Source organism: Stenotrophomonas sp. GW821-FHT02D01 (assembly GCF_059421765.1).
Window position 1 is genome coordinate 496,771 of sequence record NZ_JBWKVP010000001.1, and the last position, 23,082, is coordinate 519,852.

Here is a 23,082-nt window from a genome sequence, read left to right on the forward strand (position 1 = left end):
AAAGAGAATGCGTTGTGCGAGGGCAGGGCGGGCGATCAGCCCACCGAACCTTCCAGCGAGACTTCCAGCAGCTTCTTGGCTTCCACCGCGAATTCCATCGGCAGTTCGCGGAACACCTGCTTGCAGAAGCCGTCGACGATCATCGACACCGCGTCTTCCTGGCTGATGCCACGGGCGCGGCAGTAGAACAGCTGGTCGTCGGAGATCTTCGAGGTGGTGGCCTCGTGCTCGACGGTGGCGCCCGGGTTCTTCACCTCGATGTAGGGGAAGGTGTGGGCGCCACACTGCTTGCCGATCAGCAGCGAATCGCACTGGGTGTAGTTGCGCGCGCCGTCGGCATTGCGGTCGATCTTCACCAGGCCGCGGTAGGTGTTCTGGCCGCGGCCGGCGCTGATGCCCTTGCTGATGATCTTGCTCTTGGTGCGCTTGCCGACGTGGATCATCTTGGTGCCGGTGTCGGCCTGCTGGCGATGGTGGGTCAGTGCCACCGAGTGGAACTCACCGACCGAGTCGTCGCCCAGCAGCACGCAGGACGGGTACTTCCAGGTGATCGCCGAGCCGGTCTCGACCTGGGTCCAGGTGACCTTGCTGCGCGCGCCACGGCATTCGGCACGCTTGGTGACGAAGTTGTAGATGCCGCCGACGCCGTTCTCATCGCCCGGGTACCAGTTCTGCACGGTGGAGTACTTGATCTCGGCATCGTCCAGCGTCACCAGCTCGACCACCGCCGCATGCAGCTGGTTCTCATCGCGCATCGGCGCGGTGCAGCCTTCCAGGTAGGACACGTACGCCTTCTCTTCGCAGATGATCAGCGTGCGCTCGAACTGGCCGGTGTGGCCGGCGTTGATGCGGAAGTAGGTGCTCAGTTCCATCGGGCAACGCACGCCCTTGGGAATGAACACGAAGCTGCCATCGGAGAACACCGCCGAATTGAGCGCGGCGAAGTAGTTGTCGCCGACCGGCACCACGGTGCCCAGGTACTGTTTGACCAGTTCCGGGTGCTCCTTGATGGCTTCGGACATCGAGCAGAACACGATGCCCTTTTCGGCCAGCTCCTTGCGGAAGGTGGTACCGACGGACACCGAATCGAACACCGCGTCCACCGCTACGCCGGCCAGCTTGGCGCGCTCGTGCAGCGGCACGCCCAGCTTGTCGTAGGTGTCCAGCAGTTCCTTGGGCACGTCATCCAGCGAGGCGTACTTCGGGCCCTTCGGCGCGGAATAGTAACTGAGCGCCTGCAGGTCGATCGGGGCGATCTGCAGCTTGGCCCAGTTCGGCATCGGCATGGTCAGGAAGTGGCGGTAGGCGTCCAGACGCCACTGCGTCATCCATTCCGGCTCTTCCTTCTTGGCCGACAGGGCGCGGATGGTGTCCTCGTCCAGGCCGGCGGGAAGGGAGTCCGACTCGATGTCCGTGATGAAGCCGGCCGAATACTTGCGGCCGAGCTGCTCATGGATCTCGCGGTTGGGGGTGTCGTCGCTGGCGACGGTTTCGATGGTTTCGGTGGCCATGGGGGGGCTGCCTACGGATCAGGAGACGACGTCGACAGCGATGGTGCGGCGCTGTTCTTCGTCGACAAGGGGAAGAGGGGGCAGGATCTGCGCCAGGCTGACATCGCGCAGGGCCTCGGAGACCACGTCATTGATCAGCCGCCAGCTGCTGCGCGCGCCGCACTTGGGCGCCATGCCGCACTGGTGGTGGTCGTGGCTGCACTCGGTCAGGGCCAACGGCCCTTCCATGGCTTCGACCACTTCAAACAGCGAGATCTCGATCGATGGGCGGGTCAGCCGGTAGCCGCCGCGGACGCCGCGCAGGCCTTCGACCAGGCCGGCCTGGGCCAGTGGCTTGAGCACCTTGCTGACGGTGGGCGGCTCCAGACCGGTGAATTCGGCCAGCTCGGTGGCACTGAGCACCTCGCCCGGACGGGCGGCGAGTACGGTCAGTACGACGGTGGCGTAATCGGTGAGCTTGGTGACGCGCAACATGGGATGCGAGTGGTTCTTAAAGCGGACTGAAATTGTACGCTTTTATTCGCCGGCATCCAACCCGGCCATTCAGCGGGCGCTTGGGCCCGGCCGGAGGGCAGTCGCCAAGGACCGCCATCGGGGCGACATGCTGGGGCATGGGGGTGATTTTCGCAATCACCCGGAATGGGCGAGAATCAACGTTCCTTTCGCTGCAAACGTCTCTTGCCGATGCCCAAGAAGATCCAAGCCCGCAAGTCCGCCATCCACGGCAACGGTGTGTTTTCCGTGGCCCCGATCAAGCAGGGCGAGCGCGTGATCCAGTACAAGGGCCTGCTGCGCAGCCACGGCGATGTCGATGCCGATGACAGTGGCGATGTGGAAAGTGGCCATACCTTCCTGTTCACCCTCAACGATGACTGGGTGATCGATGCCAACTACAAGGGCAACGACGCGCGCTGGATCAACCACAGCTGCGACCCGAACTGCGAGGCGGTGATCGAGGAAGACGAAGACGGTGACAGCCGCGGCGACAAGGTCTTCATCGAGGCGCTGCGCGATATCAAGGCCGGTGAAGAGTTGACGTACAACTACGGCATCACCCTGGCCGAGCGCCACACGGCCAAGCTGAAGAAAATCTGGGAGTGCCGCTGTGGCTCGCCCAAGTGCACCGGCACGATGCTGCAGCCCAAGCGCTGAATGTGTTGGGTAGTGCCGGCTGCTGGCCGGCGCTACCCGGGCGTTTCTCCACCTGCCGTGCACGTGAGGGTCACCGCCGTTCAAGGGCCACTCGGCCACCCTGTGCGCTCCCCCTTATCTGGAGCACGACATGGCACAGCGTCTACGCGGCAAACAGATCGCCATCCTCGCCACGCACGGTTTCGAGCAGTCCGAACTGATCGAGCCCAAGCACCTGCTGGAAGCGGAGGGCGCGCGTGTGAGCGTGGTGTCGCCGGCCAAGGAGGCGAGCATCAAGGGCTGGAAGGACAAGGACTGGGGTGATTCGGTCGCCGTGGATCAACCACTGGATGGCGCCGACGCCGGCCGTTTCGATGCGCTGGTGCTGCCCGGTGGCGTGATCAATCCGGATACCCTGCGCACCAACGAAGCAGTACTGGATTTCATCCGCAGCATGGCCGGTGCCGGCAAGCCGGTGGCGGCGATCTGCCACGGCCCCTGGCTGCTGATCAACAGCGGGCTGGCGGAGGGACACGAGGTCACCTCGTGGCCGTCACTGCAGCAGGACCTGGCCAATGCCGGCGCGCGCTGGCGCGACGCGGAAGTGGTGGTGGACGGCAACCTGATCACCAGCCGCAAGCCCGATGACATTCCGGCCTTCAGCGAGGCGGTGGTGAAAGCGCTGGCGGCGTGATGCTGCGCTGGTAGTGCCGGCCCCTGGCCGGCACGTGCGTGAAAGGATTGCCGGCCAGCGGCCGGCACTACCTTATTTGCCGAGGATGCCGGCCGGCACCAGGTCGCCCAGGTTCTGGTTGAAGGTCACCACCAGCTTGCCGTTCTTCACCTGCGCCGACTGCACCTGCAGGGCACCAAGCAGGCCGGCCACGGCCGGGTCCAGCTTGTAGATCGGTTCCCGCTGGGCGTAGTCGCTCAGCCACGCATTGAGCAGGCCGCGGGTGCGGGAGTCGAGGCGGCCACCCTGGTTGGCCGGAGTGAAGTCATCCACGGTCGGCTGCTGCAGGTGGAAGCCTTGGGTCTGCGCGTCATAGCGCAGGCCACTGCTGAGCTTCACCGTGCCCAGCTGGGCCGGGTTGCCGCCGGCGGTGGCCAATGCCACGTCCATGCCCAGGTTCAATCGCTCGCCTGCCGGCAGGCTCAGCTGCGGGTGGCTCATGGTCAGCGCGATCAGGCCGCCCAGCGCGTCCTGGGTACGCGGGAAGCTGCCGTCCAGGTACTGCTGCACGTCGCTGGCGCCAACCGCCAGTTCGCGACCGGAGATCGAAGGGGCGGCCTGCGCACCGATCGCGGCAGCAATCAGCACGGTCGAGGCGGCAAGGCGGGTCATCAGGGAACGCAGGCGCATGGCGGTGACCGGAAGAGGGATCCAAGAGGCCTACAGAGTAGCTTTGCCCGCTGAATCGCGGGTACACACGGGTGCAACGGTTCAGTCCAGCGTTGGCTGCAGGCTGGCCGACTGGATCTGCCAGGCGCGGCCGTCAGCACTGGGCTGTACCCGGTACCAGCCGTGGTAGCGGAAGGTGCCGTCGGCGGTCACCGCGCGGATCTTCACTGGCACCTCCAGCAGGCGTGGCGGCTGCCCATCGTCGCGTGGCAACGCCACGTCACTGTCCAGGCGCAGGTTGCGCACGTGGGGCAGCAGGCGCAGCACGGCATCGTCGGCATGGCGCGGGTCGGCCGGGGCATAGGCCCAGGCAGCATCGCTGCGCACCTTGTTCTGGTTGAGCAGGTCGAGCATGTAGCGGTTGAGCATTCCCGCGGGCGATTCGCTGCCGATGGCAACAGCGCCATACAGCGGGTCGATGGTGATGGCGTCGACGGTCGCAGATTCCGGGGCCCTGTTCGTCGTAGGCGCGGAAGGGGCGGGTGCGGCGGGGGGGGAGTCCGGCATGCTGGACTCAGCTGGAGGGGGCGGGTTGGAGCACGCCACCGCAAGCAACGGGATCAACAAGGCAAGAAAACCACGCATGTCTGCCTCCTCCCCGAGGCGACCTGGAAGGCGGCAGTGTAGCGGCCGGGGGCCGCTCAGCGTGAAGTGGTCAGCGCGAAGAGGGAAGCTGCTCCAGCGCATCCAGCGCCGGCAGGACCTGTACCGCGATCGCTGCCAGTGCATGGCCGTCGGTGTCTGCATGGCGCTGCACGATGTCACGCAGCAGTTGGGTGGCCACCACCAGGGTGGCGCGTTCGTCGCCGCTCAGGCCTGCCGTGCGTGGGGCCGATTCCAGCAGGCGCATCAGGTCGCGGCTGGCTCGGTGTTCCAGTTCGATGGTGCAGCGCCCGGTGCACTGGTGCCCGTCCTTTTCGATCGGGGTCACCGAGATCCGGTAGCGGGTCGAGGGGCTGGCCATGGGGGTGCTCGCGCTGGGGGGAGGAATGTGTCCACCATAGGCAAGGCATTGGCCGGCGGCGATGGCCGGGGCTGCACGCAGTGTTCCACCCGGTTCGTTCCCGCACTGGAAAAACAGCGGCGAGGCCATGGGCGGCGGGCCTGTGCGGGAGATTGCCTGGGCGCGGGAAACGCTGTGTTGCGGAGGGCGCAGTGGACGGCATCCACGCATGGCGTGGATCTACTGCAGAGCGTGCGCGGATGCGGGGCAAAAAAAAACGGGACGGCCAAGGCCGTCCCGTCAGGTATCCGCTGCAGGGCGCGCGCTTAGAGCGCAGCGTCCTTGAGCTTCTTCAGCGGGCGAACCTTGAGCTTGGTGGTGGCCGGCTTGGCGGCGAACCACTGCTCTTCCTTGGTGAACGGGTTGATGCCCTTGCGCTTCGGCTTGGCTGCCACATTGACGGTGGTGATCTTCAGCAGGCCCGGCAGGGTGAACGAGCCTGCGCCCTTCTTGTGCACCGAAGCGGCGACAGCGCCTTCCAGCGAGGCCAGCACAGCGCGGACGTCCTTGGCGACAACGCCGGAGACTTCAGCGATGTGTGCAACCAGGCCCGACTTGGTCAGCACTTCCTTGATCGGCTTCGGAGCGGCCGGCTTGGCGGCAGCAGCCTTCGTCGCGACTTTCTTCACTGCCTTCTTCGGGGCAGCCTTCTTAGCGGTCTTTGCCATGGTTTCCTGTTCCGTGAACGGTTGGTTGTTTGGTCGGCGCCGAACCCCGTCGGCAAGCGCAATGTAGGGCAACTCTTGGGCGCCGCCAATAGCCTGGAGCGCTGAAAGTGCATGTTTTTTCATATCCAGGCCGATTCAGTACATGACCGGTAGTGGCGGAAACGGGTGTCCTGGTGCACTGCACCGCAGTATTCGTGTTTTCGGTCGGGTTGGCGAAATGACTGAAAACAAGGGAGAAATCGCCGGATTGGTGGCGAAGAAGTGTCCACTCGCTGGCTCGGGACAGGCGCGGCGCATGCGGCGGGGCGACGCAGGGCTAACGCGGTGCGTGCCAGGGTATTGGTTCATCGCAGCCACAAGGGAGCAGGACATGGGAATCTCGCGACACGCTACCGCGCATTGGGAAGGCGACCTGAAGTCGGGCAAGGGCCAGTTGAGCACGCCACAGAGTGGCCTGCTGGACAAAACCCGCTACGGCTTCAACAGCCGTTTCGGTGATGAAAAGGGCACCAATCCCGAAGAGCTGATCGCCGCCGCGCACGCCGGATGTTTCACCATGGCGCTGTCGGCCAAGCTCGGCGAAGCCGGTTTCACCCCAACCTCATTGGATACCGAAGCCAAAGTCGATCTGTCGATGGAAGGCGGCCCGCAGCTGTCGCAGATCCGACTGAAAGTGAAGGCGGTAGTACCGGGAATCGATGCGACGCAGTTCCGCGCGATCGCTGATGACGCCAAGCAGAACTGCCCGGTTTCCAAGGCACTGAGTGCAGTGCCGATCAGCCTCGAAGCCGAGCTGGGCTGAGAAGGTAGTGCCGGCCGCTGGCCGGCAACCACGTGAAACCGGGTATAAGGTGGCAGCCGGCCAGCGGCCGGCTCTACCGCCTTGCGTTCACCAGTCGATGGTGCCGGAAATTACGGTCTGCACCTGGCCACCGGACCAGACCTCGCCGTCTTCATCCACCAGCAGCGTCAGCCGCGCATCGTGGCCGACTTCGCGGCCTTGGCTGACTTCGAAGGGCTGGCGGCCGCGCGGAAGGGCATCGCGCAGGTCCAGCCAGGCCGCCAGCACGGCATTGGCCGCACCTGAAGCTGCATCCTCGAAGCGGCGTCCATTGCCGACGAACGCGCGCACGGCCAGATCGTAGCCTTCGCTGCCTTCGGCAAATGCGTAGGCGAACACGCCCATGCTGTCGGTCGATTCGGCCAGTGTGGCGATCGCATCCCAGTCCGGACGCAGGGTGCGCAATGCGGTCTCATCCGCAACCTGCACGACCCACCAGCTGCGGCCGCCCTGCATACGGGCCGGCGGCAGCGAACCCAGCGGCCAGGTGCGCAATGCGGGTTGCAGGCGCGGATCCTCGGCAGCGGCGATCTCGGCCAGCTGTGCACGCGGTGTACGGATGGCGATGCGTTGCTGTGCGCCTTCGCCCGTCACGCGCAGTGGCAGGGCGCCTGCGATGCCGTCCTGTACCAGAACCCCGTCGACAGGCAAGGCGAGGCCTGCCTGCAGCACCGCATGGGCGGTGCCGACGCTTGGATGTCCGGCGAACGGCACTTCCTTCAGCGGGCTGAACATGCGCAGCCGATAGCTGGCGCCGGCCGTCTGTGCCGGGAACACGAAGGTGGTTTCGGGCAGGCGGGTCCAGCGGGCGATGGCCTGCATCGCTGCATCGTCCAGGCCTTCGGCATCGAGCACGACGGCCAGCGGATTGCCGGCGCCCGGGCGCGGGGAAAACACATCCAGCTGCAGGAAACGGCGGGTGGTCATCGGGCAGGAACTCCAGGAAACAGGCGGCATAGGGTAGCGCGGGGCCATGCCCCGCGAGCGCGCAGCGCGGCAGGCCGCCGGGCGTGGCCCGGTACTACCAGCGGATGTTGCCGTCGATCACCGGCTGCACCTGACCACCGATCCACACCGTGCCCTGCGCGTCGACGGTGACCTGGACACGGCCGTCGCGGCCGATCTCGCGGCCCTGGCTGGCCACATAGGTCCCGTTCTCGCCGGGCAGGGCATTGCGCTGCCGCAGCCAGGCGCCGATCAGCGCGTTGGCGCTGCCGGTCACCGGGTCTTCCGGCACGTTGGGCGCATCGGCGGGGCAGAACGCGCGCACCACCAGGTCGTGCCCGGTATCGGGTTCGAGCGCGAACACGGCGATGCCGAGCGCGTCGGTGGCAATGCTCCAGTCGCGCAGGGCCGCCATGTCCGGTGCGAGCGTGCGTACGGCCTCGGCGTCGCGCAGCGGCAGCAGCCACCAGCGCGGTCCGTTGTCCCACAGCTCGGCGCGCTGGCCCTCGGCGGCAGCAGCGCGCAGGGCATCAGGAATGCCGTCTGGCACTGCCGGCAGCGGCCGCGCCGCTGGACTGGCCAGCTGGATGGTGGGCGCGTTGGCCGGCCCGGTAACCCGCACCGGCAGCAGGCCGGCCGCGCACTGTTGCACCAGGGCCCCGTCGCGTGGCTGCACCAGGCCGCAGGTGACCGCAGCCCAGGCGGCACCCACGCTGGGGTGCCCGGCGAAGGGCAGCTCGCTGGCAGGGGTGAAGATGCGCACGTGGTAGTCGGCGCCGGCAACGGTGGGGCGAAGGAAGAACACGGTCTCGGACAGGTTCAGCCAGGCGGCCAGGGCCTGCATGCGGTCGGTAGACAGTCCATCCGCGTCGAACACGACACCGAGCGGGTTGCCTGTACCGGGGTGGTGGGCGAAGACATCGAGCTGCAGGTAGCGGTAGGCGGTCATTGACGGGTGTATTGGGCTTAGAATCGAAGGTTCCGCCCCCGAGGGCGGCTTCCCCACATTACACATAGCCTATCCATGTCAGCTTCCCCCCTTGTCGATCGTTGGATCGTACTGAAGTTCGGCGGCACCTCGGTGTCGCGTCGCCACCGCTGGGACACGATCGGGAAGCTGGCGAAAAAACGGGCCGAAGAGACCGGTTCGCGCGTTCTGGTGGTGGTTTCGGCGCTGTCCGGGGTCACCAATGAACTGACCGCGATTGCCGATGGCGCGCCGGATAGCCGCGATCGCGTGGCGGCGCTGGTCGAACGCCACCAGGCCTTCCTGGACGAGCTGGGGCTGGGCGCGGAGGTGCTGGCCGAGCGGCTGGCCGCGCTGCAGGGCCTGCTGGACGACCCGCGTGCGCCCAGCCGTCCTCTGGACTGGCAGGCCGAAGTGCTCGGCCAGGGTGAACTGCTGTCTTCCAGCCTGGGCGCGGCCTATCTGCGTGCCAGCGGCCTGGATTTCGGCTGGATGGATGCGCGCCAGTGGCTGGACGCGCTGCCGCCGCAGCCGAACCAGAGCGACTGGTCGCAGCGCCTGTCGGTGAACTGCCAGTGGCGTGCCGATGCCGAGTGGGCGCAGCGCTTCCGCGCCCAGCCCACGCGCCTGCTGATCACCCAGGGTTTCATCTCGCGCCATGCCGACGGTGGCACTGCCATCCTCGGCCGCGGCGGCTCGGATACCTCGGCGGCGTACTTCGGTGCGCTGCTCGGCGCCAGCCGCGTGGAGATCTGGACCGATGTGCCAGGCATGTTCAGCGCCAATCCCAAGGACGTGCCGGACGCGCGCCTGTTGACCCGCCTGGACTATTACGAAGCGCAGGAAATCGCCACCACCGGTGCCAAGGTGCTGCACCCTCGCTCGATCAAGCCGTGCCGCGATGCGGGCGTGCCGATGGCGATCCTCGATACCGAGCGTCCGGAACTGCCGGGCACCAGCATCGACGGCAATGCCGCGCCGGTGCCGGGCGTGAAGGCGATCAGCCGCCGCAACGGCATCGTGCTGGTGTCGATGGAAGGCATCGGCATGTGGCAGCAGGTCGGCTTCCTCGCCGATGTATTCGGCCTGTTCAAGAAGCACGGCCTGTCGGTGGACCTGATCGGTTCGGCCGAGACCAACGTCACCGTATCGCTGGACCCGTCCGAGAACCTGGTCAACACCGATGTGCTGGCCGCGCTGTCGGCCGACCTGTCGCACATCTGCAAGGTCAAGGTGATCGTGCCGTGCGCGGCGATCACCCTGGTCGGCCTGGGCATGCGCTCGCTGCTGCACAAGCTGTCGGACGTGTGGGCGACCTTCGGTCGTGAGCGCGTGCACATGATCTCGCAGTCGTCCAACGACCTGAACCTGACCTTCGTCATCGACGAAGCCGATGCCGATGGCCTGCTGCCGATCCTGCACGCCGAACTGATCGACAGCGGCGCGATGCCGGTGGAAGAGACCGAAGTGTTCGGCCCGCGCTGGCGCGAAATCGCCGGCACCGTGCGTCCGCGTGGTACGCCGTGGTGGCGCGGCCAGCGTGCGCACCTGCTGCAGCTGGCCGATGCCGGCACCCCGCGCTACGTCTACCACATGCCGACGGTGCGGGCGCGTGCCCGCGCGCTGGCGGCGATCAAGCCGATCGACCAGCGTTACTACGCGATCAAGGCCAACAGCCATCCGGCCATCCTGCAGTTGCTGGAAGCCGAAGGTTTCGGCCTGGAGTGCGTGTCGCACGGTGAACTGAAGCATGTGTTCCAGGCCATTCCGGAACTGTCGCCCAAGCGCGTGCTGTTCACCCCCAGCTTCTGCCCGCGCAGCGAGTACGAAGCGGCGTTCGCGCTGGGCGTGACCGTCACTGTCGACAACGTCGAAGCCCTGCAACGCTGGCCGGACCTGTTCCGCAACCGCGAGCTGTGGCTGCGCGTGGACCTGGGCCGTGGCGAAGGCCATCACGCCAAGGTCCGCACCGGTGGCAAGGAATCCAAGTTCGGCCTGCCAATCGCGCGCGTGGACGAGTTCGTGCGCGCGGCCACCGAGCTTGGCACCCGCGTGGTTGGTCTGCATGCGCACCTTGGCAGTGGCGTGGAAACCGCCCAGCACTGGCGCCTGATGTGTGATGAGCTGGCTGGCTTCGCGCGTCGTATCGGCAGTGTGCATACCATCGACATCGGTGGTGGCCTGCCGATTCCGTACAGCGACGAAGACGAGCCGTTCGACCTGGATGCCTGGGCCGAGGGCCTGGCCGAGGTCAAGGCGCTGCATCCGGCGTTCCGCCTGGCGATCGAGCCGGGCCGCTTCCTGGTGGCCGAATCGGGCGTGCTGCTGACCCACGCCACCCAGGTGGTGGAGAAGGATGGCGTGCGCCGCGTCGGCCTGGATGCCGGCATGAACACGCTGATGCGCCCGGCCCTGTACGACGCCTGGCACGACATCGAGAACCTCAGCCGCCAGGGCGGTTACGCCGAAGCGGCGTTCGATGTGGTCGGCCCGATCTGCGAATCCAGCGATGTGTTCGGCAAGCGCCGCAAGCTGCCGGTGTCGACCGCGCCGGATGATGTGATGCTGATCGCCGACGCCGGTGCCTACGGCTATGTGATGTCCAACACCTACAACCAGCGGGCGATGCCGCGCGAAGACGTGATCGAATGATCGCCGCCTTCCGCGCCCTGCACCCGCCCACCGACACGTCCCGCGCCTGCGCGCGGGCACGTGCCTGACCGTGCTCGAACTGGATTCACCATGACTGCTTTCGATAAACACCAGGTTTCCCGCTTCCGTTTCGTCCGCTGCGAATTCGCCGCGGACACCGGCGTGGCCAAGCTGGTCTACGCCTTCGATGACGGCCCGGAAATGGTGGAAACCGTTACCGTGCCCGGCGCTCCGTTCGTGCTGGAACCGGCCCGTGCCGATGCCGTGCAGCGCGCGCTGCGGCTGCTGCACCTGATTGCCGGTGTGAGCTACTACAAGGCTGGGGTGCCCGATACGGTCAGCATCGACAGCTACAGCATCGATGCCGATACCGCAGCGCTGGTGGAGACCATCTACCTCAACGGCCTGGGCGAATTCGCCTACCGCAACGGCCTGAACCTGCGTGGGCGCTTCCGCCTGCCGGTGCAGGGCGAAACGGTGCAGGCACCGGTGCTGGGCCTGCAATCGCACGCGCTGGTCGCCATCGGCGGCGGCAAGGATTCGCTGGTCAGCATCGAAGCGCTGCGCCGCGCCGGCGTGGACGAGACGGTGACCTGGATCGGGGGTTCGCAGTTGATCCGTGCCTGTGCCGAGCGCACCGGGCTGCCGACGTTGAACCTTGGCCGCGCGCTGGCGCCGGAGCTGTTCGAACTCAACCGCCAGGGCGCATGGAACGGGCACATCCCGGTCACTGCGGTGAACTCGGCGATCATGGTGCTGGCTGCGCTGCTGCAGGGCGTTGACCAGGTGGTGTTCTCCAACGAACGGTCGGCCAGCTACGGCAGCCAGATTCCGGGCACCGGCGAGGTCAACCACCAGTGGTCGAAGGGCTGGGCGTTCGAACAGGCCTTCGGCATGTACGTGCAGAAACAGGTGGCCGCTGATCTGCAGTACTACTCGTTGCTGCGGCCGATGTCGGAGCTTGCGGTGGCCCGCCAGTTCGCCAAGAGCGATTTCTACGACGCGCATTTCTCCAGCTGCAACCGCAACTTCCACATCCTTGGCGAGCGCCCGGTGAACCGTTGGTGCGGCGTCTGCCCGAAGTGCCACTTCGTGTTCCTGGCGCTGGGCCCGTTCATGCCGAAGACCCGCCTGGTGCGCATATTCGGCCGCAACCTGCTGGACGACATCGAGCAGGCTGCTGGCTTCGACGCGCTGCTGGAATTCCAGGACCACAAGCCGTTCGAATGCGTGGGCGAAGGCCGCGAATCGCGTGCGGCGATGGCCACCCTGGCGCAGCGCCCGGAGTGGAAGGAAGACGTGCTGGTGAAGCGCTTCTGCAATGAAATCCAGCCGCAGCTGGATGCGGCCGAGCTGGAGCTGGCACCGCTGATGCAGCTGCAGGGCGAACATCGTATTCCGGCGACGCTGTGGGAACGGGTGCGTGAAGATTTCGCAGCTTGAAGGCAAGCGCGTAGCGCTGTGGGGCTGGGGACGTGAGGGGCGTGCTGCGTATGCGGTGCTGCGCGCGCGCCTGCCATCGCTTGGCCTGAGCCTGTTCTGCCCGGCCACCGAGGTCGCGGCCGCGCGTGCGGAAACGCAGGGCGTGCTGGACGTGCGTGGTGAACCGTCGGCTGATGCACTGGCTTCATTCGAGGTAGTGATCAAGTCGCCGGGCATCAGCCCGTACCTGCCGATCGCGCTGGCGGCGGCGGAGCGGGGCACCCGCTTCATCGGCGGCACGGCGTTGTGGTTTGCCGAACATGCCGATGCCGATGGCACCGTGCGCGACACGATCTGCGTGACCGGCACCAAGGGCAAAAGCACCACCACCGCGCTGGTCGCGCACCTGCTGCGCGCAGCGGGACATCGCACCGGCCTGGTCGGCAACATCGGCCTGCCACTGCTGGAAGTGCTGGACCCGCAACCGGCGCCTGCGTACTGGGCGGTGGAGCTGTCCAGCTACCAGACCGGCGAGGTCGCGCGCAGCGGTGCGCACCCGCAGGTGGCGGTGGTGCTGAACCTGTTCCCGGAACACCTGGACTGGCACGGCAGCGAACAGCGCTACATCGAAGACAAGCTGCAGCTGGTGACCGGGGCCGCGCCGCGCGTTGCCGTGCTCAATGCCGCAGACCCGCATCTGGCGGCGCTGTCGCTGCCCGGCAGCGAGGTGGTCTGGTTCAACCAGCCGCAGGGCTGGCACATGCGCGGTGACATCGTGCATCGCGGCGAGCAGCCGGTATTCGATACCCGCAACACGCCGCTGCCGGGCCGCCACAACCGCGGCAACCTGTGCGCGGTGCTGGCGGCGCTGGAGGCGCTGGGCCTGGATGCCGTGGCGCTGGCGCCGGCGGTGCAGGATTTCCGGCCGCTGCCGAACCGCCTGCAACGCATTGGCCAGGCCGATGGCCTGACCTACGTCAACGATTCGATCAGCACCACGCCGCATGCCAGCCTGGCGGCACTGGAGTGCTTTGCCGGCCAGCGCATCGCGTTGCTGGTCGGCGGGCATGATCGTGGGCTGGACTGGACCGACTTCGTGCAGCACATGGCGCATGACATGCCGCCGGTGGAGATCGTGACCATGGGCAGCAACGGCCCGCGCATCCACGCGATGCTGCAGCCGTTGGCCGACGCCGGCCGTTTCGGCCTGCATGCCGCTGCCGACCTGCCCGACGCGATGTCGCTGGCGCGTCGCGCACTGGGCGAACAGGGCGGGGTGGTGCTGCTGTCGCCGGGCGCGCCGAGCTATGGCGCCTACCGTGATTACGTCGCGCGCGGGCGGCATTTCGCCGAGCTGGCCGGGTTCGACCCGGACACCATCAGCGCGATTCCGGGCATCGGGATCGCCTGATCGGCGGGATCGGGGTCGGATCCCTTTCCGCAGGAAAGGGCTCTGCCCCTGCTGAATCCTGTGCACCCATCCACGCTTGGCGTGGATCTACTCGTCGAGGAAGCTGTAGTCGCGGTCGATCAGCTGCTGCAGGTAGGCATCGAAGCTGGGGGCGATGACCGCGTAGCTGTCCGGATCGTGCAGGTAGCGCACCACCTGTCCAACACTGCCGCCGGGTGCAGGTTCGAAATCCAGATACAACATCGAGGTGCCGCCGTTGTTCATGCAGTGCGAGAAGCACAGTCGGCGGCTCATCGGCAGGTTTGCATCGATGCCGGCGCCGAGGATGTCCGGCTCTTCATCCAGCCATTCTTCGTAGATGGAACGGATGCTGTCGTCCCACTGCTGCTGGTCTTCGAAGATCTGCGCGACCGAGCGCAGGTAATACGGATAGTCGCCGACGTCGGAGCCGAGCATCAGTACGCAGACCTCGCCGCCGGGATACTCGCGGAAGTGGGTGCCATCCACCTGCGACAGCAGCGCGACAAGACTGTCCGGCACCTGCGGCCACTGCGCGCGCAGCCGCCGCAGGTCTTCGGTGCTGGCGCCCAGGACATGCGCCCATTGCAGAGCATCCTCGGCAGGCAGGCGCGGAATCAGGCCAGAGAGGAAACGATCAACAAGTATCATCGGAAGACGCCAATGGCAGGGCAGGCACAGTCGGCTTCGTGCGTCGAAGCCGACCGTGCAGAGCAGATTCTCAGCGTACCACCTCGAAATCGATGATGTCGTAGAGCGATGAGCCGTACTTACCATGCGATTCCAGCGCAACCGCGATGCCGAGATCCTCGATGAAGGCACGTACACTGCGATCGCCATCCACCTTGCACTCCAGCCTGATTGCATCGCCAGAAAGCGAAGCAGATACCTCGCGTGCCGGGAATCGCTCTCCGATCACGCAGGACAGCTCGGTGCTGAGTGGCTTTGAAGTGCCACGTTCCGGATAGAACACCATCGTCGTTTCAGCGCGGAAGCGGTTGCCGGGTGTCCACGTGGCGGGAAGATCCTGCTTCAGCGAGCGGGTCTGCAGCGTCATCCCGGCATCGCGCATTGACGCCAGCTGGAAGAGATTGGCCTTTGACAGCCGCTGCATGGTGAACGAAGTGTAGTCCTCGGTAATCTTCAACAACCCGTTGTCGGCCACCATCGTGATGGTTGTCGGCGTGGTCGAGGCGGGCTTTCCCTTGATCCGGTAACGGTAGGTCAGTGATGTAAAACGAGGTGCCAGCAACGGGTTGTCCACGCCATCAACAACGGCCTTGGAAACGGGGACATCCTCCAGCCGGCGACCGGCCGCCTGCGGTTGCGGGCGATCAGCCGCCGGTACGTCAGGGCGCAGCAGGGCCATGACATCTGCATCCACCGCGCCCTGCAGCGAACATCCCACCCGGGTCCTGCCGTCGCTGGATTCCATCATCAGTACGCGTTCCAGAAGCATGCGCCCGGCGGCGATACCACCGCGATTGGATGTGGGCAGCCACTGATCACCCGCGCGGACTTCGCTGCGGACCCGCATTCCGCGATCACCCTGCAGGCGGTCAGCGTGTTCGATCAATGGCGACAGCTGCTTGACCACTGCGTCCAGTGGCGCGTCGAAGGTGAATCCCCAGGCCACATAGCGCCCCAGCACGCCCAGGTCGGAGGCGTTGTCGAAGTAAGCGGTAACCGGCAGGCCGGCAATACGTGGTCCGCCGCGGAGCTGGACTTCGTTTGTGGCATCGGAACGGTCCTTGCTCTCGATCCAGCTGATCGTGCCCGTGCCGCCCAGCGATGCGTGCGCGGCCCATGCATCTGCGTGCTGGTGCAGGCTGGAGAAGAAACTGGCATCGCAGCGGCTGAACGCGGTGAAAGTTTCGTCCAGGGGGCTGGCGGTCAGCTGGGCGGCGGGGAGCAGAAGGGAGAGCGAGACAAATACGGTGGAACCCAGGGTGTTCACGAAGAAGGACATCCTTGTTGGAGAAGGGGGGGGCATGGTTGGACACTACCTATCGGCCTTTTTGCCTGGAACTGAAGTGCGGGCTGCACTGCCTGCTCCAGCTTCACACCGGGCTCGTACACTCCGGATTCCCTCTTGGTGGAGCAGGCGCATGAATCGTTGGCGATACGGTGTGGCGGTGATCCTGGGGCTGGCGGCGATGCCGGCGTGGGCGGCGATGAAGACCCAGCCGGTGGAATGGAAACACCAGGGCACGACCTTCAGTGGCGTGCTGGTCTACGACGACGGCGACCAGGACAAGCGCCCGGGCCTGGTGATGGTGCCGAACTGGAAGGGCGTGAACGAGTCGGCGATTGAAAAGGCCAAGCAACTGGCTGGCGATGACTACGTGGTGCTGGTGGCCGACGTGTACGGCAAGGGCGTGCGGCCGAAGACCGATGCCGAGGCCGGACCGGTGGCGACCAAGCTGCGCAATGACCGGCCGCTGCTGCGGGCGCGGGCGCTGGAGGCGGTCAACGTACTGAAGGCGCAGGCGGGCAAGGCACCGCTGGACGCCAGCCGGATCGGCGCGGTGGGCTTCTGCTTTGGCGGCACCACGGTGCTGGAACTGGCCCGCGCCGGCGCGCCCCTGTCGGGCGTGGTCAGCCTGCATGGCGGGCTCGGTTCCCCCTTGCCGGCGCAGGCCGGCGGCAGCCACCCGTCGGTGCTGGTGCTCAATGGCGCCGACGACAAGAGCGTGACCGCCGAGGATATCGGCAGCTTCCAGAAGGAAATGGATGCGGCCAAGGTGGACTGGGAGTTCACCAACTACAGCGGTGCGGTGCACTGCTTTGCCGAGCGCGATGCCAACAGCCCGCCGGGCTGCCAGTACAACGAACGCGCCGCCAAGCGCGCGTGGAAGGCACTGGATGAGTTCTTCGAGGAGCGGTTCGAGAAACGTTGAAAAGGTGTGCCGACCAACGGTCGGCACCCACCCGTCCTTGCAGGTGCCGACCGTTGGTCGGCACTCATCTGCCCTGGTTGGTGCCGACCGTTGGTCGGCAACCTCATGATGCTGCGGATGTCATCGGGAATGCCGGCCAGCGGCCGGCACTACCGGGTGCGGTCAATGCGAACGCTGTACCGCGTAGCGGGCCAGGCCGCGCAGGGCGGCGACGGCATCGTTGTCGGCCAGGCCGTCAAGCGCCCGTTCGGCGGCCTCTGCATATTCCTCGGCACGACGGCGGCTGTATTCCAGGCCTCCGGTGGCGTGGATCGCCGCCAGCACTTCCGGCATCGCCGAGGCGTCACCGTTCTGCACGATCGCGCGCAGGCGCTGGCGGGTGGCCTCATCGGAATGGGCCATGGCATGGATCAGCGGCAGCGTCGCCTTGCCTTCGGCCAGGTCGTCACCCAGGTTCTTGCCCAGCTCGTCGGCGTTGGCTGAATAATCCAGCACGTCATCGGCGATCTGGAAGGCGTAGCCCAAGTGCATGCCGTAGTCGTACAGGGCCTGCTGGGTGGCTTCATCGACACCACTGGCCAGTGCACCCAGGCGCGTGCCGGCGGCGAACAGCACCGCGGTCTTGCGCTCGATCACGCGCAGGTAGGCGGCTTCGTCGGTGTCCGGGTTGTGCACGTGCAGCAGCTGCAGCACTTCGCCTTCGGCAATGCGGTTGGTGGTGTCGGCCAGGATCTGCATCACCGACATCCGGTCCAGCTCGACCATCAGCTGGAAGCTGCGCGAGTACAGGAAGTCGCCCACCAGCACGCTGGGCGCGTTGCCCCACAGTGCATTGGCGGTGCTGCGGCCGCGGCGCAGGCTGGATTCGTCCACCACGTCGTCGTGCAGCAGGGTGGAGGTGTGGATGAACTCGATGATCGCTGCCAGCTGGTGGTGCTCGGGGCCGGCGCCGCCGACCGCATGGCCGGCCAGCATCACCAGCATCGGCCGCAGGCGTTTGCCGCCAGCGGAGATGATGTGGTCGGCGATCTGGTTGATCAGCACCACATCCGAGGACAGCCGGCGGCGGATCAGGGCATCGACGGCAGCCATGTCGGCTGCGGCAAGCGACTGGATCTGGGACAGGCCCAGGGCGGGACGGGTGTCTTCAGTGATGGTCATGCGATCAGGCTTTCAGGCTCATCCCTGATTATAGGCGTTGCCTGTGAATTGGGGAGGAAACCGGGGGCCAGGCCACCGCCGCGCGCCACCGGGCGTGGCGTCTGGCGTGAATACGTATGCAGGCAGCGCCATCGTCGTGGGCCGCCGCTAAGCTTGCGGGAGTTGGTTTTCGGCCCGCTTCCAGCGGGTCCCGCATGCCCGGAGGGGGGCTGTCGATGTCGCACTATCCATGGTGGCGCGGAGCCGTCATCTACCAGATCTACCCGCGCAGTTTCCTCGACGCCAACGGCGACGGGGTAGGCGACCTGCTCGGCATCATCCAGCGCCTGGACCATATCGCCGCGCTGGGCGTGGATGCGATCTGGATCTCGCCGTTCTTCCGATCGCCGATGGCCGATTTCGGCTATGACATCGCCGACTACCGCGATGTCGATCCGCTGTTCGGCAGCCTGGACGACTTTGACCGGCTGCTGGCCAAGGCCCACGGCCTGGGCCTGAAGGTGATGATCGACCAGGTGCTCAGCCACACCTCGATCGAGCACGCCTGGTTCCGCGAGAGCCGCCAGGACCGCAGCAACCCGAAGGCGGACTGGTATGTGTGGGTGGATCCGCGCGAGGACGGCACGCCCCCCAACAACTGGCTGTCGCTGTTCGGCGGCGGTGCCTGGCAGTGGGAGCCGCGCCGCGAGCAGTACTACCTGCACAATTTCCTGGTGGACCAGCCGGACCTGAATTTCCACCACCCGGAGGTGCAGCAGGCGACCCTGGACAACGTGCGCTTCTGGCTGGACCGGGGTGTGGATGGCTTCCGCCTGGATGCGATCAACTTCTGCTTCCATGACGCGCAGCTGCGCGACAACCCGCCCAAGCCGGCCGACAAGCGCGTCGGCCGCGGCTTCAGCGCGGACAACCCGTACGCCTACCAGTACCACTATTACAACAACACCCAGCCGGAGAACCTGCCGTTCCTGGAGCAGCTGCGCGCCCTGCTGGACGAATACCCGGGGGCGGTGAGCCTGGGCGAGATCTCCTCGGAGGATTCGCTGGCGACCACCGCCGAATACACCCAGGATGGCCGCCTGCACATGGGCTACAGCTTCGAGCTGCTGGTCAACGATTACAGCGCGGCCTACATCCGCGACACCGTTTCGCGCCTGGAAGCGGCGATGACTCAGGGCTGGCCGTGCTGGGCAGTGTCCAACCACGACGTGGAGCGGGCGGTCAGCCGCTGGGGTGGCCATCCGGCCGACCCTCGCCTGGCGCGGATGCTGGTGGCGCTGCTGTGTTCACTGCGTGGTTCGGTCTGCCTGTACCAGGGCGAGGAGCTGGGCCTGGCAGAGGCCGAAGTGCCGTTCGAGGCGCTGCAGGACCCGTATGGGATCACCTTCTGGCCCAACTTCAAGGGGCGCGACGGCTGCCGCACGCCGCTGCCGTGGATCGACGCGCCGCTGGCCGGCTTCACCACCGGCAAGCCGTGGCTGCCGATCCCGGCCGAGCACCAGGCGGCGGCCGTGGCGGTGCAGGCGCAGGATCCGCATTCGGTGCTGTCGGCCTTCCGCAGCTTCCTAGCCTGGCGCCGTACCCAGCCGGCCCTGCTGCACGGTGACATCCGGTTCCTGGACAGTGCCGAGCCAGTGCTGCTGTTCGAGCGTATGCTTGCAGATGAAACTCTCCTGCTGGCCTTCAACCTGTCGGCCGAAGCGGTGAGCCATCCGCTGCCGGCGGGCAACTGGCAGCAGGTGGCTGTGCCGGGCCCGGATGCGGGGACGGTGCAGGGCAATGAACTGCAGCTGCCGCCGCGTGCGGTGTATTGCGCGCGACGCAGCTGACCGATTTCTCCGGTGGCGGTACTTGCGGGGACGGGGCCGAAGCGCCCCGTCCCTTTTTTGTGGGCGCGGTTCCGGTGCAGGACATCCACGCATGGCGTGGATCTACCGGGGGTATGCAGGATGGATCCCCGTCATGCATGGATGCGATGCGGCGGGGTAGATCCACGCCATGCGTGGATGGGGCCGTACCGATCACGCTTCACTGGCCAACGCGTTGCGCACAAAAGAAAACCCGCTGCCTGCGCAGCGGGTTTCCGGTCCTGCTCCCCTTGGGTGCCGGCCAGCGGCCGACACTACCGAGTCCGGGTCGCCGGGCATGGCCCGGCGCTACCTCAGAACTTGTAGTTCACGCCCAGCATGTAGGTGCGGCCCCACTCGATGTACTCCAGCGGGCGATCCTTGGTGCCGGCGTAGGTGCGGTACGGCTCGTTGGTCAGGTTGCTTCCCTGCAGCAGCAGGGTCAGCCCACGCAGGCTGCTGCTGTCGCTGAAGGTATAGCTGACCTGCGCATCGGTCACGTTCTCGCCCACGACATAACGCAGGGTGCGGTTGCCGTTGAAGTTGCCGATCTCGCCGATGAAGTCCGAACGGCGGCGCTGGCTCACGCGTGCTTCAAAGCCACTACGCTCGTAGTAGGCAGTGAAGTTGTACACGCGCTTGGACAGGCCGGGCAGGCTGATCGGGTCGGTGCCCACGCTGGACGCGCTTTCCGGATCCAGGATCTGGATGTCGCTCTTGTTGAAGGTCGCGCTGGCCTGCACGCCGAAGCCACGCAGGCTGTCGGTCAGCATTTCCAGCGGGAACGACGCGGTCAGCTCCAGGCCCTTCAGGCTGCCGCCCTTGCCGTTCACCGGGGTCGAGAAGGTGCCGGTCGGCAGCACCGGCACCACCATGCCCGGCGGCGGCACATAGTTGCCCAGCAGGCCGGTGAAGTCGTAGTTGTCCACCGACTGGGTGTAGACGTAGCTCTTCAGGTCCTTGTAGAAGATCGCGGCGGCCACGTAGGCCTTCTCGCCGAAGTACTTCTCGTAGGACAGGTCCAGTGCGGTGGCGCGCCACGGGTCCAGCAACGGGTTGCCGCCACTGCCGCCGGGGCGACCGGTACCGGTATCCACGCCGAACTCCAGGCCCGCGCGCATCTGGTCCACGCGCGGGCGCGCGACCTGCTTGGCTGCGGCAAAACGCAGGGTCTGCTCATGCGGGAACATGAAGGCCAAGTTCAAGCTGGGCAGCCAGTCGTTGTACTTGCGGCCGTCCGAGTAGGGCTGGATGTTGTTGCCGGCCGCCTGCGAGCTGTCCCAGTAGCGCGAGTCCGAGCTCTGGTCGGTGTGCTGCATCTGCACGCCGATATTGCCGCGTACGCCCACCACGCCGATGTCGCTGTTGATGTTCAGGCGCGCCCAGGCGGTGGTGATCTTTTCCCGCACCGTCCACGACTTGGGAATCAGGTAGTCCAGGTTGTCGACCGGATTGAAGGTCATGTAGCGACCGACCGCGCCAGGCACGTTCCAGGCCGGGATGGTGCCCAGGCCGGCGAAGCCGAGGTTGACCGGGCGGTACTGCAGATCCGATGCGATGTTGGCATCGCCCTGCGCGCCCAGCAGGATGTTGCCTTCGGACTGGGTCTTCACCTTGCGGCGGTCGGCATAGTTCACGCCGATATCCAGATCCGGTGCCCACGACGCCATTGCTTCGGGCAGGGCGATGGTCGCGGCCAGCTTGCCACCCTTCAGGCGGTCTTCCACCTTCGGCACCTTGCCGTAACCAGAACCGTAGATGGTGTTGGTCAGGAACAGCGCGTCCGGGTTGGAGTAGTTCAGGCCCGGGCTGATCTGCGAGAAGCCATCCTGGCGGAACTGCACACCGACCGTATCCAGCTGCGGCATCGGGGTCAGCTGCAGGTTGTTTTCCAGGTTCAGTTCGTCGCGGGTGGCCTTGGAATAGTTCAGGTCGGCAACCAGCTTGACGCTGCCGAAGGTGAACTCGTTGTTCCAGCCGAACGCATCGATCTTGTCCTTGCGCTTGTTGTACATGCCGCGCACCAGGGGGTACACGCCACTGGCGGTGCCACCGGTGAAGGTGCCATTGGCGTTGACCTGCGGGTTGCTGACCAGCAGGCCCGGGGTGTAGTTGCCGTTGTAGTTGCTGAGGTTGAGCTCGAACTGGTTGGCGGTGTCGATCTGCTCTGCTTCGGTGTGGAACGCGTCGAAGGTGCTGGTCCAGCTGTTGTTCGGCCGGAACTGGATCGTGGCCATCACACCGTCGCGCTTGTTGTTGCCGGTGCGGCGCAGCGCCTTGATGCCGTCGGTGAAGTAGGTGCCAGCGGCAACACCGGGGCGGTTGCCGTTGGTGGTGTGCTCGGTGGTCCACGGCTCGTACAGGCCCACCTGGTTTTCCTGGATCGGCATGTCGCTGTGCGCGTAGCCGATGGCGATGCCGAGGGTCTTGTCCAAGAACTGGTCGATGTAGCTGGCGCTGAAGCGGTTGCCGTACGGGTCGGTGTCCGCAGCGCGGCCCAGCGAGCTCTTCTGGTAGCGGCCGCTGACGGCGATGACGCGGTCGGGGAAGCTGAGCGGACGTGCGGTCTGCATGTCGATGGTGCCCGACAGACCCTGGCCGACCAGCGCTGCATCGGGGGTCTTGTACACGGTCACGCCGTTGACCAGCTCGGACGGATACTGGTCGAACTCGACGCCGCGGTTGTCGCCGGTGCTGACCACTTCACGGCCGTTGAGCAGGGTGGTGGCGAAATCCGGCGACAGGCCGCGCACGCTGATCACCTGCGCACGACCGGCCACACGCTGCGCGGCAAGGCCGGGCAGGCGCGAGATCGATTCGGCGATGCTGACGTCGGGCAGCTTGCCGATGTCTTCTGCGGAGATGGCTTCGACCACCGAGGTGGCGTCCTGCTTGGTGGCGATGGCGCTTTCGATGCCGCGACGGATGCCGGTGACCTGCACGGTATCCAGGTTGGTGGCGGCAGTGCCGGTCGGCGGGGTGGTGGTCTGCGTGGACTGTGCTGCTGCCAGCGACGGCGTCAGTACGACGGCCAACGCGATGCTCAGCGCACTGCGCTTGTGGTTCAACATTTTCCCCTCCCAGGCAATGTTGTAGTGCGATTCGTGGTCGTCCCGGTGGTGTCGAGGACGTGCGACGCGGTGGCCGCTGTCGTCGCCGCTATGGTAGGCAGCGCGTTCTTCGTGGGAATCACCCTGCATACG

20 protein-coding genes are annotated in these 23,082 nt (G+C 66.2%); 8 read left to right on the plus strand and 12 right to left on the minus strand.

The window, feature by feature from the left end:
• Nucleotides 1–35: 35 nt before the first annotated feature.
• Nucleotides 36–1,511 (minus strand): Fe-S cluster assembly protein SufB, encoded by a 1,476-nt coding sequence (sufB, locus tag AC07UW_RS02355; protein ID WP_033830551.1) that lies wholly within the window; start codon nucleotides 1,509–1,511, stop codon nucleotides 36–38.
• 18 nt (nucleotides 1,512–1,529) lie between these two features.
• Complete coding sequence (locus tag AC07UW_RS02360) at nucleotides 1,530–1,985, minus strand: SUF system Fe-S cluster assembly regulator (RefSeq protein WP_025873978.1); 456 nt, start codon at nucleotides 1,983–1,985, stop codon at nucleotides 1,530–1,532.
• Nucleotides 1,986–2,195: 210 nt separating this feature from the next.
• Here AC07UW_RS02360 and AC07UW_RS02365 point away from each other — a divergent pair, with 210 nt between their 5' ends.
• The gene (locus AC07UW_RS02365) at nucleotides 2,196–2,663 is read left to right on the plus strand and encodes an SET domain-containing protein (protein WP_010483549.1); all 468 of its coding nucleotides are present in this window, start codon (nucleotides 2,196–2,198) and stop codon (nucleotides 2,661–2,663) included.
• 130 nt (nucleotides 2,664–2,793) lie between these two features.
• Nucleotides 2,794–3,336 carry a type 1 glutamine amidotransferase domain-containing protein gene (locus tag AC07UW_RS02370; protein ID WP_025873977.1) on the plus strand — a complete coding sequence of 181 codons (543 nt, stop codon included), beginning with the start codon at nucleotides 2,794–2,796 and terminating at the stop codon, nucleotides 3,334–3,336.
• 72 nt (nucleotides 3,337–3,408) lie between these two features.
• Here the strand turns inward: AC07UW_RS02370 and AC07UW_RS02375 are convergent, their stop codons facing one another.
• From AC07UW_RS02375 to AC07UW_RS02390, 4 genes are all read right to left on the minus strand, one after another.
• Nucleotides 3,409–4,005, minus strand: a complete 597-nt coding sequence (locus AC07UW_RS02375; protein WP_312786430.1) for a YceB family lipoprotein — start codon at nucleotides 4,003–4,005, stop codon at nucleotides 3,409–3,411.
• Nucleotides 4,006–4,086: 81 nt separating this feature from the next.
• Nucleotides 4,087–4,551, minus strand: coding sequence for a hypothetical protein (locus tag AC07UW_RS02380; protein ID WP_495211324.1), 465 nt, complete (start codon nucleotides 4,549–4,551; stop codon nucleotides 4,087–4,089).
• Between the two features lie 148 nt (nucleotides 4,552–4,699).
• On the minus strand, nucleotides 4,700–5,008 hold the full coding sequence (locus tag AC07UW_RS02385) for a DUF3861 family protein (protein WP_180163815.1): 309 nt from the start codon (nucleotides 5,006–5,008) through the stop codon (nucleotides 4,700–4,702).
• A gap of 305 nt (nucleotides 5,009–5,313) precedes the next feature.
• Complete coding sequence (locus AC07UW_RS02390; RefSeq protein WP_495211325.1) at nucleotides 5,314–5,715, minus strand: HU family DNA-binding protein; 402 nt, start codon at nucleotides 5,713–5,715, stop codon at nucleotides 5,314–5,316.
• 370 nt (nucleotides 5,716–6,085) lie between these two features.
• On the opposite strand from AC07UW_RS02390, the gene AC07UW_RS02395 reads away from it, so the two are divergent.
• Entirely contained in the window at nucleotides 6,086–6,517 is a 432-nt protein-coding gene (locus AC07UW_RS02395; protein WP_019659396.1) for an OsmC family protein, read from the plus strand.
• A gap of 87 nt (nucleotides 6,518–6,604) precedes the next feature.
• On the opposite strand, the gene AC07UW_RS02400 is transcribed toward AC07UW_RS02395, so the two are convergent.
• Together AC07UW_RS02400 and AC07UW_RS02405 are read right to left on the minus strand one after the other, a co-directional pair.
• On the minus strand, nucleotides 6,605–7,483 hold the full coding sequence (locus AC07UW_RS02400) for a PhzF family phenazine biosynthesis protein (RefSeq protein ID WP_394196229.1): 879 nt from the start codon (nucleotides 7,481–7,483) through the stop codon (nucleotides 6,605–6,607).
• 94 nt (nucleotides 7,484–7,577) lie between these two features.
• Nucleotides 7,578–8,450, minus strand: coding sequence for a PhzF family phenazine biosynthesis protein (locus AC07UW_RS02405; protein WP_495211326.1), 873 nt, complete (start codon nucleotides 8,448–8,450; stop codon nucleotides 7,578–7,580).
• Nucleotides 8,451–8,525: 75 nt separating this feature from the next.
• Between AC07UW_RS02405 and AC07UW_RS02410 the strand changes: the two genes are divergently transcribed.
• From AC07UW_RS02410 to murD, 3 genes are all read left to right on the plus strand, one after another.
• A complete protein-coding gene (locus AC07UW_RS02410) occupies nucleotides 8,526–11,120 on the plus strand; it encodes a bifunctional aspartate kinase/diaminopimelate decarboxylase (protein ID WP_495211327.1) in 2,595 nt (864 codons plus the stop codon).
• Nucleotides 11,121–11,210: 90 nt separating this feature from the next.
• Nucleotides 11,211–12,563 carry a UDP-N-acetyl-alpha-D-muramoyl-L-alanyl-L-glutamate epimerase gene (murL, locus tag AC07UW_RS02415; protein WP_495211328.1) on the plus strand — a complete coding sequence of 451 codons (1,353 nt, stop codon included), beginning with the start codon at nucleotides 11,211–11,213 and terminating at the stop codon, nucleotides 12,561–12,563.
• Nucleotides 12,544–13,953 (plus strand): UDP-N-acetylmuramoyl-L-alanine--D-glutamate ligase, encoded by a 1,410-nt coding sequence (murD, locus tag AC07UW_RS02420; RefSeq protein ID WP_495211329.1) that lies wholly within the window; start codon nucleotides 12,544–12,546, stop codon nucleotides 13,951–13,953. Before murL ends, murD begins: the two co-directional genes overlap by 20 nt.
• An 87-nt stretch (nucleotides 13,954–14,040) precedes the next feature.
• On the opposite strand, the gene AC07UW_RS02425 is transcribed toward murD, so the two are convergent.
• Both AC07UW_RS02425 and AC07UW_RS02430 read right to left on the minus strand, forming a co-directional pair.
• Nucleotides 14,041–14,622, minus strand: coding sequence for an SMI1/KNR4 family protein (locus AC07UW_RS02425; RefSeq protein ID WP_312787884.1), 582 nt, complete (start codon nucleotides 14,620–14,622; stop codon nucleotides 14,041–14,043).
• 70 nt (nucleotides 14,623–14,692) lie between these two features.
• Complete coding sequence (locus AC07UW_RS02430) at nucleotides 14,693–15,928, minus strand: hypothetical protein (RefSeq protein WP_495211330.1); 1,236 nt, start codon at nucleotides 15,926–15,928, stop codon at nucleotides 14,693–14,695.
• A 151-nt stretch (nucleotides 15,929–16,079) separates the two neighbouring features.
• Between AC07UW_RS02430 and AC07UW_RS02435 the strand changes: the two genes are divergently transcribed.
• Complete coding sequence (locus tag AC07UW_RS02435) at nucleotides 16,080–16,871, plus strand: dienelactone hydrolase family protein (RefSeq protein ID WP_495211331.1); 792 nt, start codon at nucleotides 16,080–16,082, stop codon at nucleotides 16,869–16,871.
• A 162-nt stretch (nucleotides 16,872–17,033) separates the two neighbouring features.
• Here AC07UW_RS02435 and AC07UW_RS02440 read toward each other — a convergent pair whose 3' ends face one another.
• Nucleotides 17,034–18,032, minus strand: coding sequence for a polyprenyl synthetase family protein (locus tag AC07UW_RS02440; protein WP_176021475.1), 999 nt, complete (start codon nucleotides 18,030–18,032; stop codon nucleotides 17,034–17,036).
• Nucleotides 18,033–18,247: 215 nt separating this feature from the next.
• Here AC07UW_RS02440 and AC07UW_RS02445 point away from each other — a divergent pair, with 215 nt between their 5' ends.
• Nucleotides 18,248–19,861, plus strand: coding sequence for an alpha-glucosidase family protein (locus tag AC07UW_RS02445; RefSeq protein WP_495211332.1), 1,614 nt, complete (start codon nucleotides 18,248–18,250; stop codon nucleotides 19,859–19,861).
• A gap of 332 nt (nucleotides 19,862–20,193) precedes the next feature.
• Here AC07UW_RS02445 and AC07UW_RS02450 read toward each other — a convergent pair whose 3' ends face one another.
• On the minus strand, nucleotides 20,194–22,950 hold the full coding sequence (locus tag AC07UW_RS02450) for a TonB-dependent receptor (RefSeq protein ID WP_495211333.1): 2,757 nt from the start codon (nucleotides 22,948–22,950) through the stop codon (nucleotides 20,194–20,196).
• Between the last annotated feature and the right edge of the window lie 132 nt (nucleotides 22,951–23,082).

Bases quoted from the DNA above. Each gene is read 5' to 3' on its own strand.
- AC07UW_RS02375 (WP_312786430.1), bottom strand. From the start codon at position 4,005: ATGCGCCTGCGTTCCCTGATGACCCGCCTTGCCGCCTCGACCGTGCTG.
- AC07UW_RS02440 (WP_176021475.1), bottom strand. From the start codon at position 18,032: ATGACCATCACTGAAGACACCCGTCCCGCCCTGGGCCTGTCCCAGATC.
- AC07UW_RS02405 (WP_495211326.1), bottom strand. From the start codon at position 8,450: ATGACCGCCTACCGCTACCTGCAGCTCGATGTCTTCGCCCACCACCCC.
- AC07UW_RS02370 (WP_025873977.1), top strand. From the start codon at position 2,794: ATGGCACAGCGTCTACGCGGCAAACAGATCGCCATCCTCGCCACGCAC.
- murL (WP_495211328.1), top strand. From the start codon at position 11,211: ATGACTGCTTTCGATAAACACCAGGTTTCCCGCTTCCGTTTCGTCCGC.
- AC07UW_RS02410 (WP_495211327.1), top strand. From the start codon at position 8,526: ATGTCAGCTTCCCCCCTTGTCGATCGTTGGATCGTACTGAAGTTCGGC.
- AC07UW_RS02380 (WP_495211324.1), bottom strand. From the start codon at position 4,551: ATGCCGGACTCCCCCCCCGCCGCACCCGCCCCTTCCGCGCCTACGACG.
- AC07UW_RS02360 (WP_025873978.1), bottom strand. From the start codon at position 1,985: ATGTTGCGCGTCACCAAGCTCACCGATTACGCCACCGTCGTACTGACC.
- AC07UW_RS02395 (WP_019659396.1), top strand. From the start codon at position 6,086: ATGGGAATCTCGCGACACGCTACCGCGCATTGGGAAGGCGACCTGAAG.
- AC07UW_RS02450 (WP_495211333.1), bottom strand. From the start codon at position 22,950: ATGTTGAACCACAAGCGCAGTGCGCTGAGCATCGCGTTGGCCGTCGTA.
- AC07UW_RS02385 (WP_180163815.1), bottom strand. From the start codon at position 5,008: ATGGCCAGCCCCTCGACCCGCTACCGGATCTCGGTGACCCCGATCGAA.
- AC07UW_RS02365 (WP_010483549.1), top strand. From the start codon at position 2,196: ATGCCCAAGAAGATCCAAGCCCGCAAGTCCGCCATCCACGGCAACGGT.
- AC07UW_RS02400 (WP_394196229.1), bottom strand. From the start codon at position 7,483: ATGACCACCCGCCGTTTCCTGCAGCTGGATGTGTTTTCCCCGCGCCCG.
- sufB (WP_033830551.1), bottom strand. From the start codon at position 1,511: ATGGCCACCGAAACCATCGAAACCGTCGCCAGCGACGACACCCCCAAC.
- AC07UW_RS02445 (WP_495211332.1), top strand. From the start codon at position 18,248: ATGTCGCACTATCCATGGTGGCGCGGAGCCGTCATCTACCAGATCTAC.
- AC07UW_RS02425 (WP_312787884.1), bottom strand. From the start codon at position 14,622: ATGATACTTGTTGATCGTTTCCTCTCTGGCCTGATTCCGCGCCTGCCT.
- AC07UW_RS02390 (WP_495211325.1), bottom strand. From the start codon at position 5,715: ATGGCAAAGACCGCTAAGAAGGCTGCCCCGAAGAAGGCAGTGAAGAAA.
- AC07UW_RS02435 (WP_495211331.1), top strand. From the start codon at position 16,080: ATGAATCGTTGGCGATACGGTGTGGCGGTGATCCTGGGGCTGGCGGCG.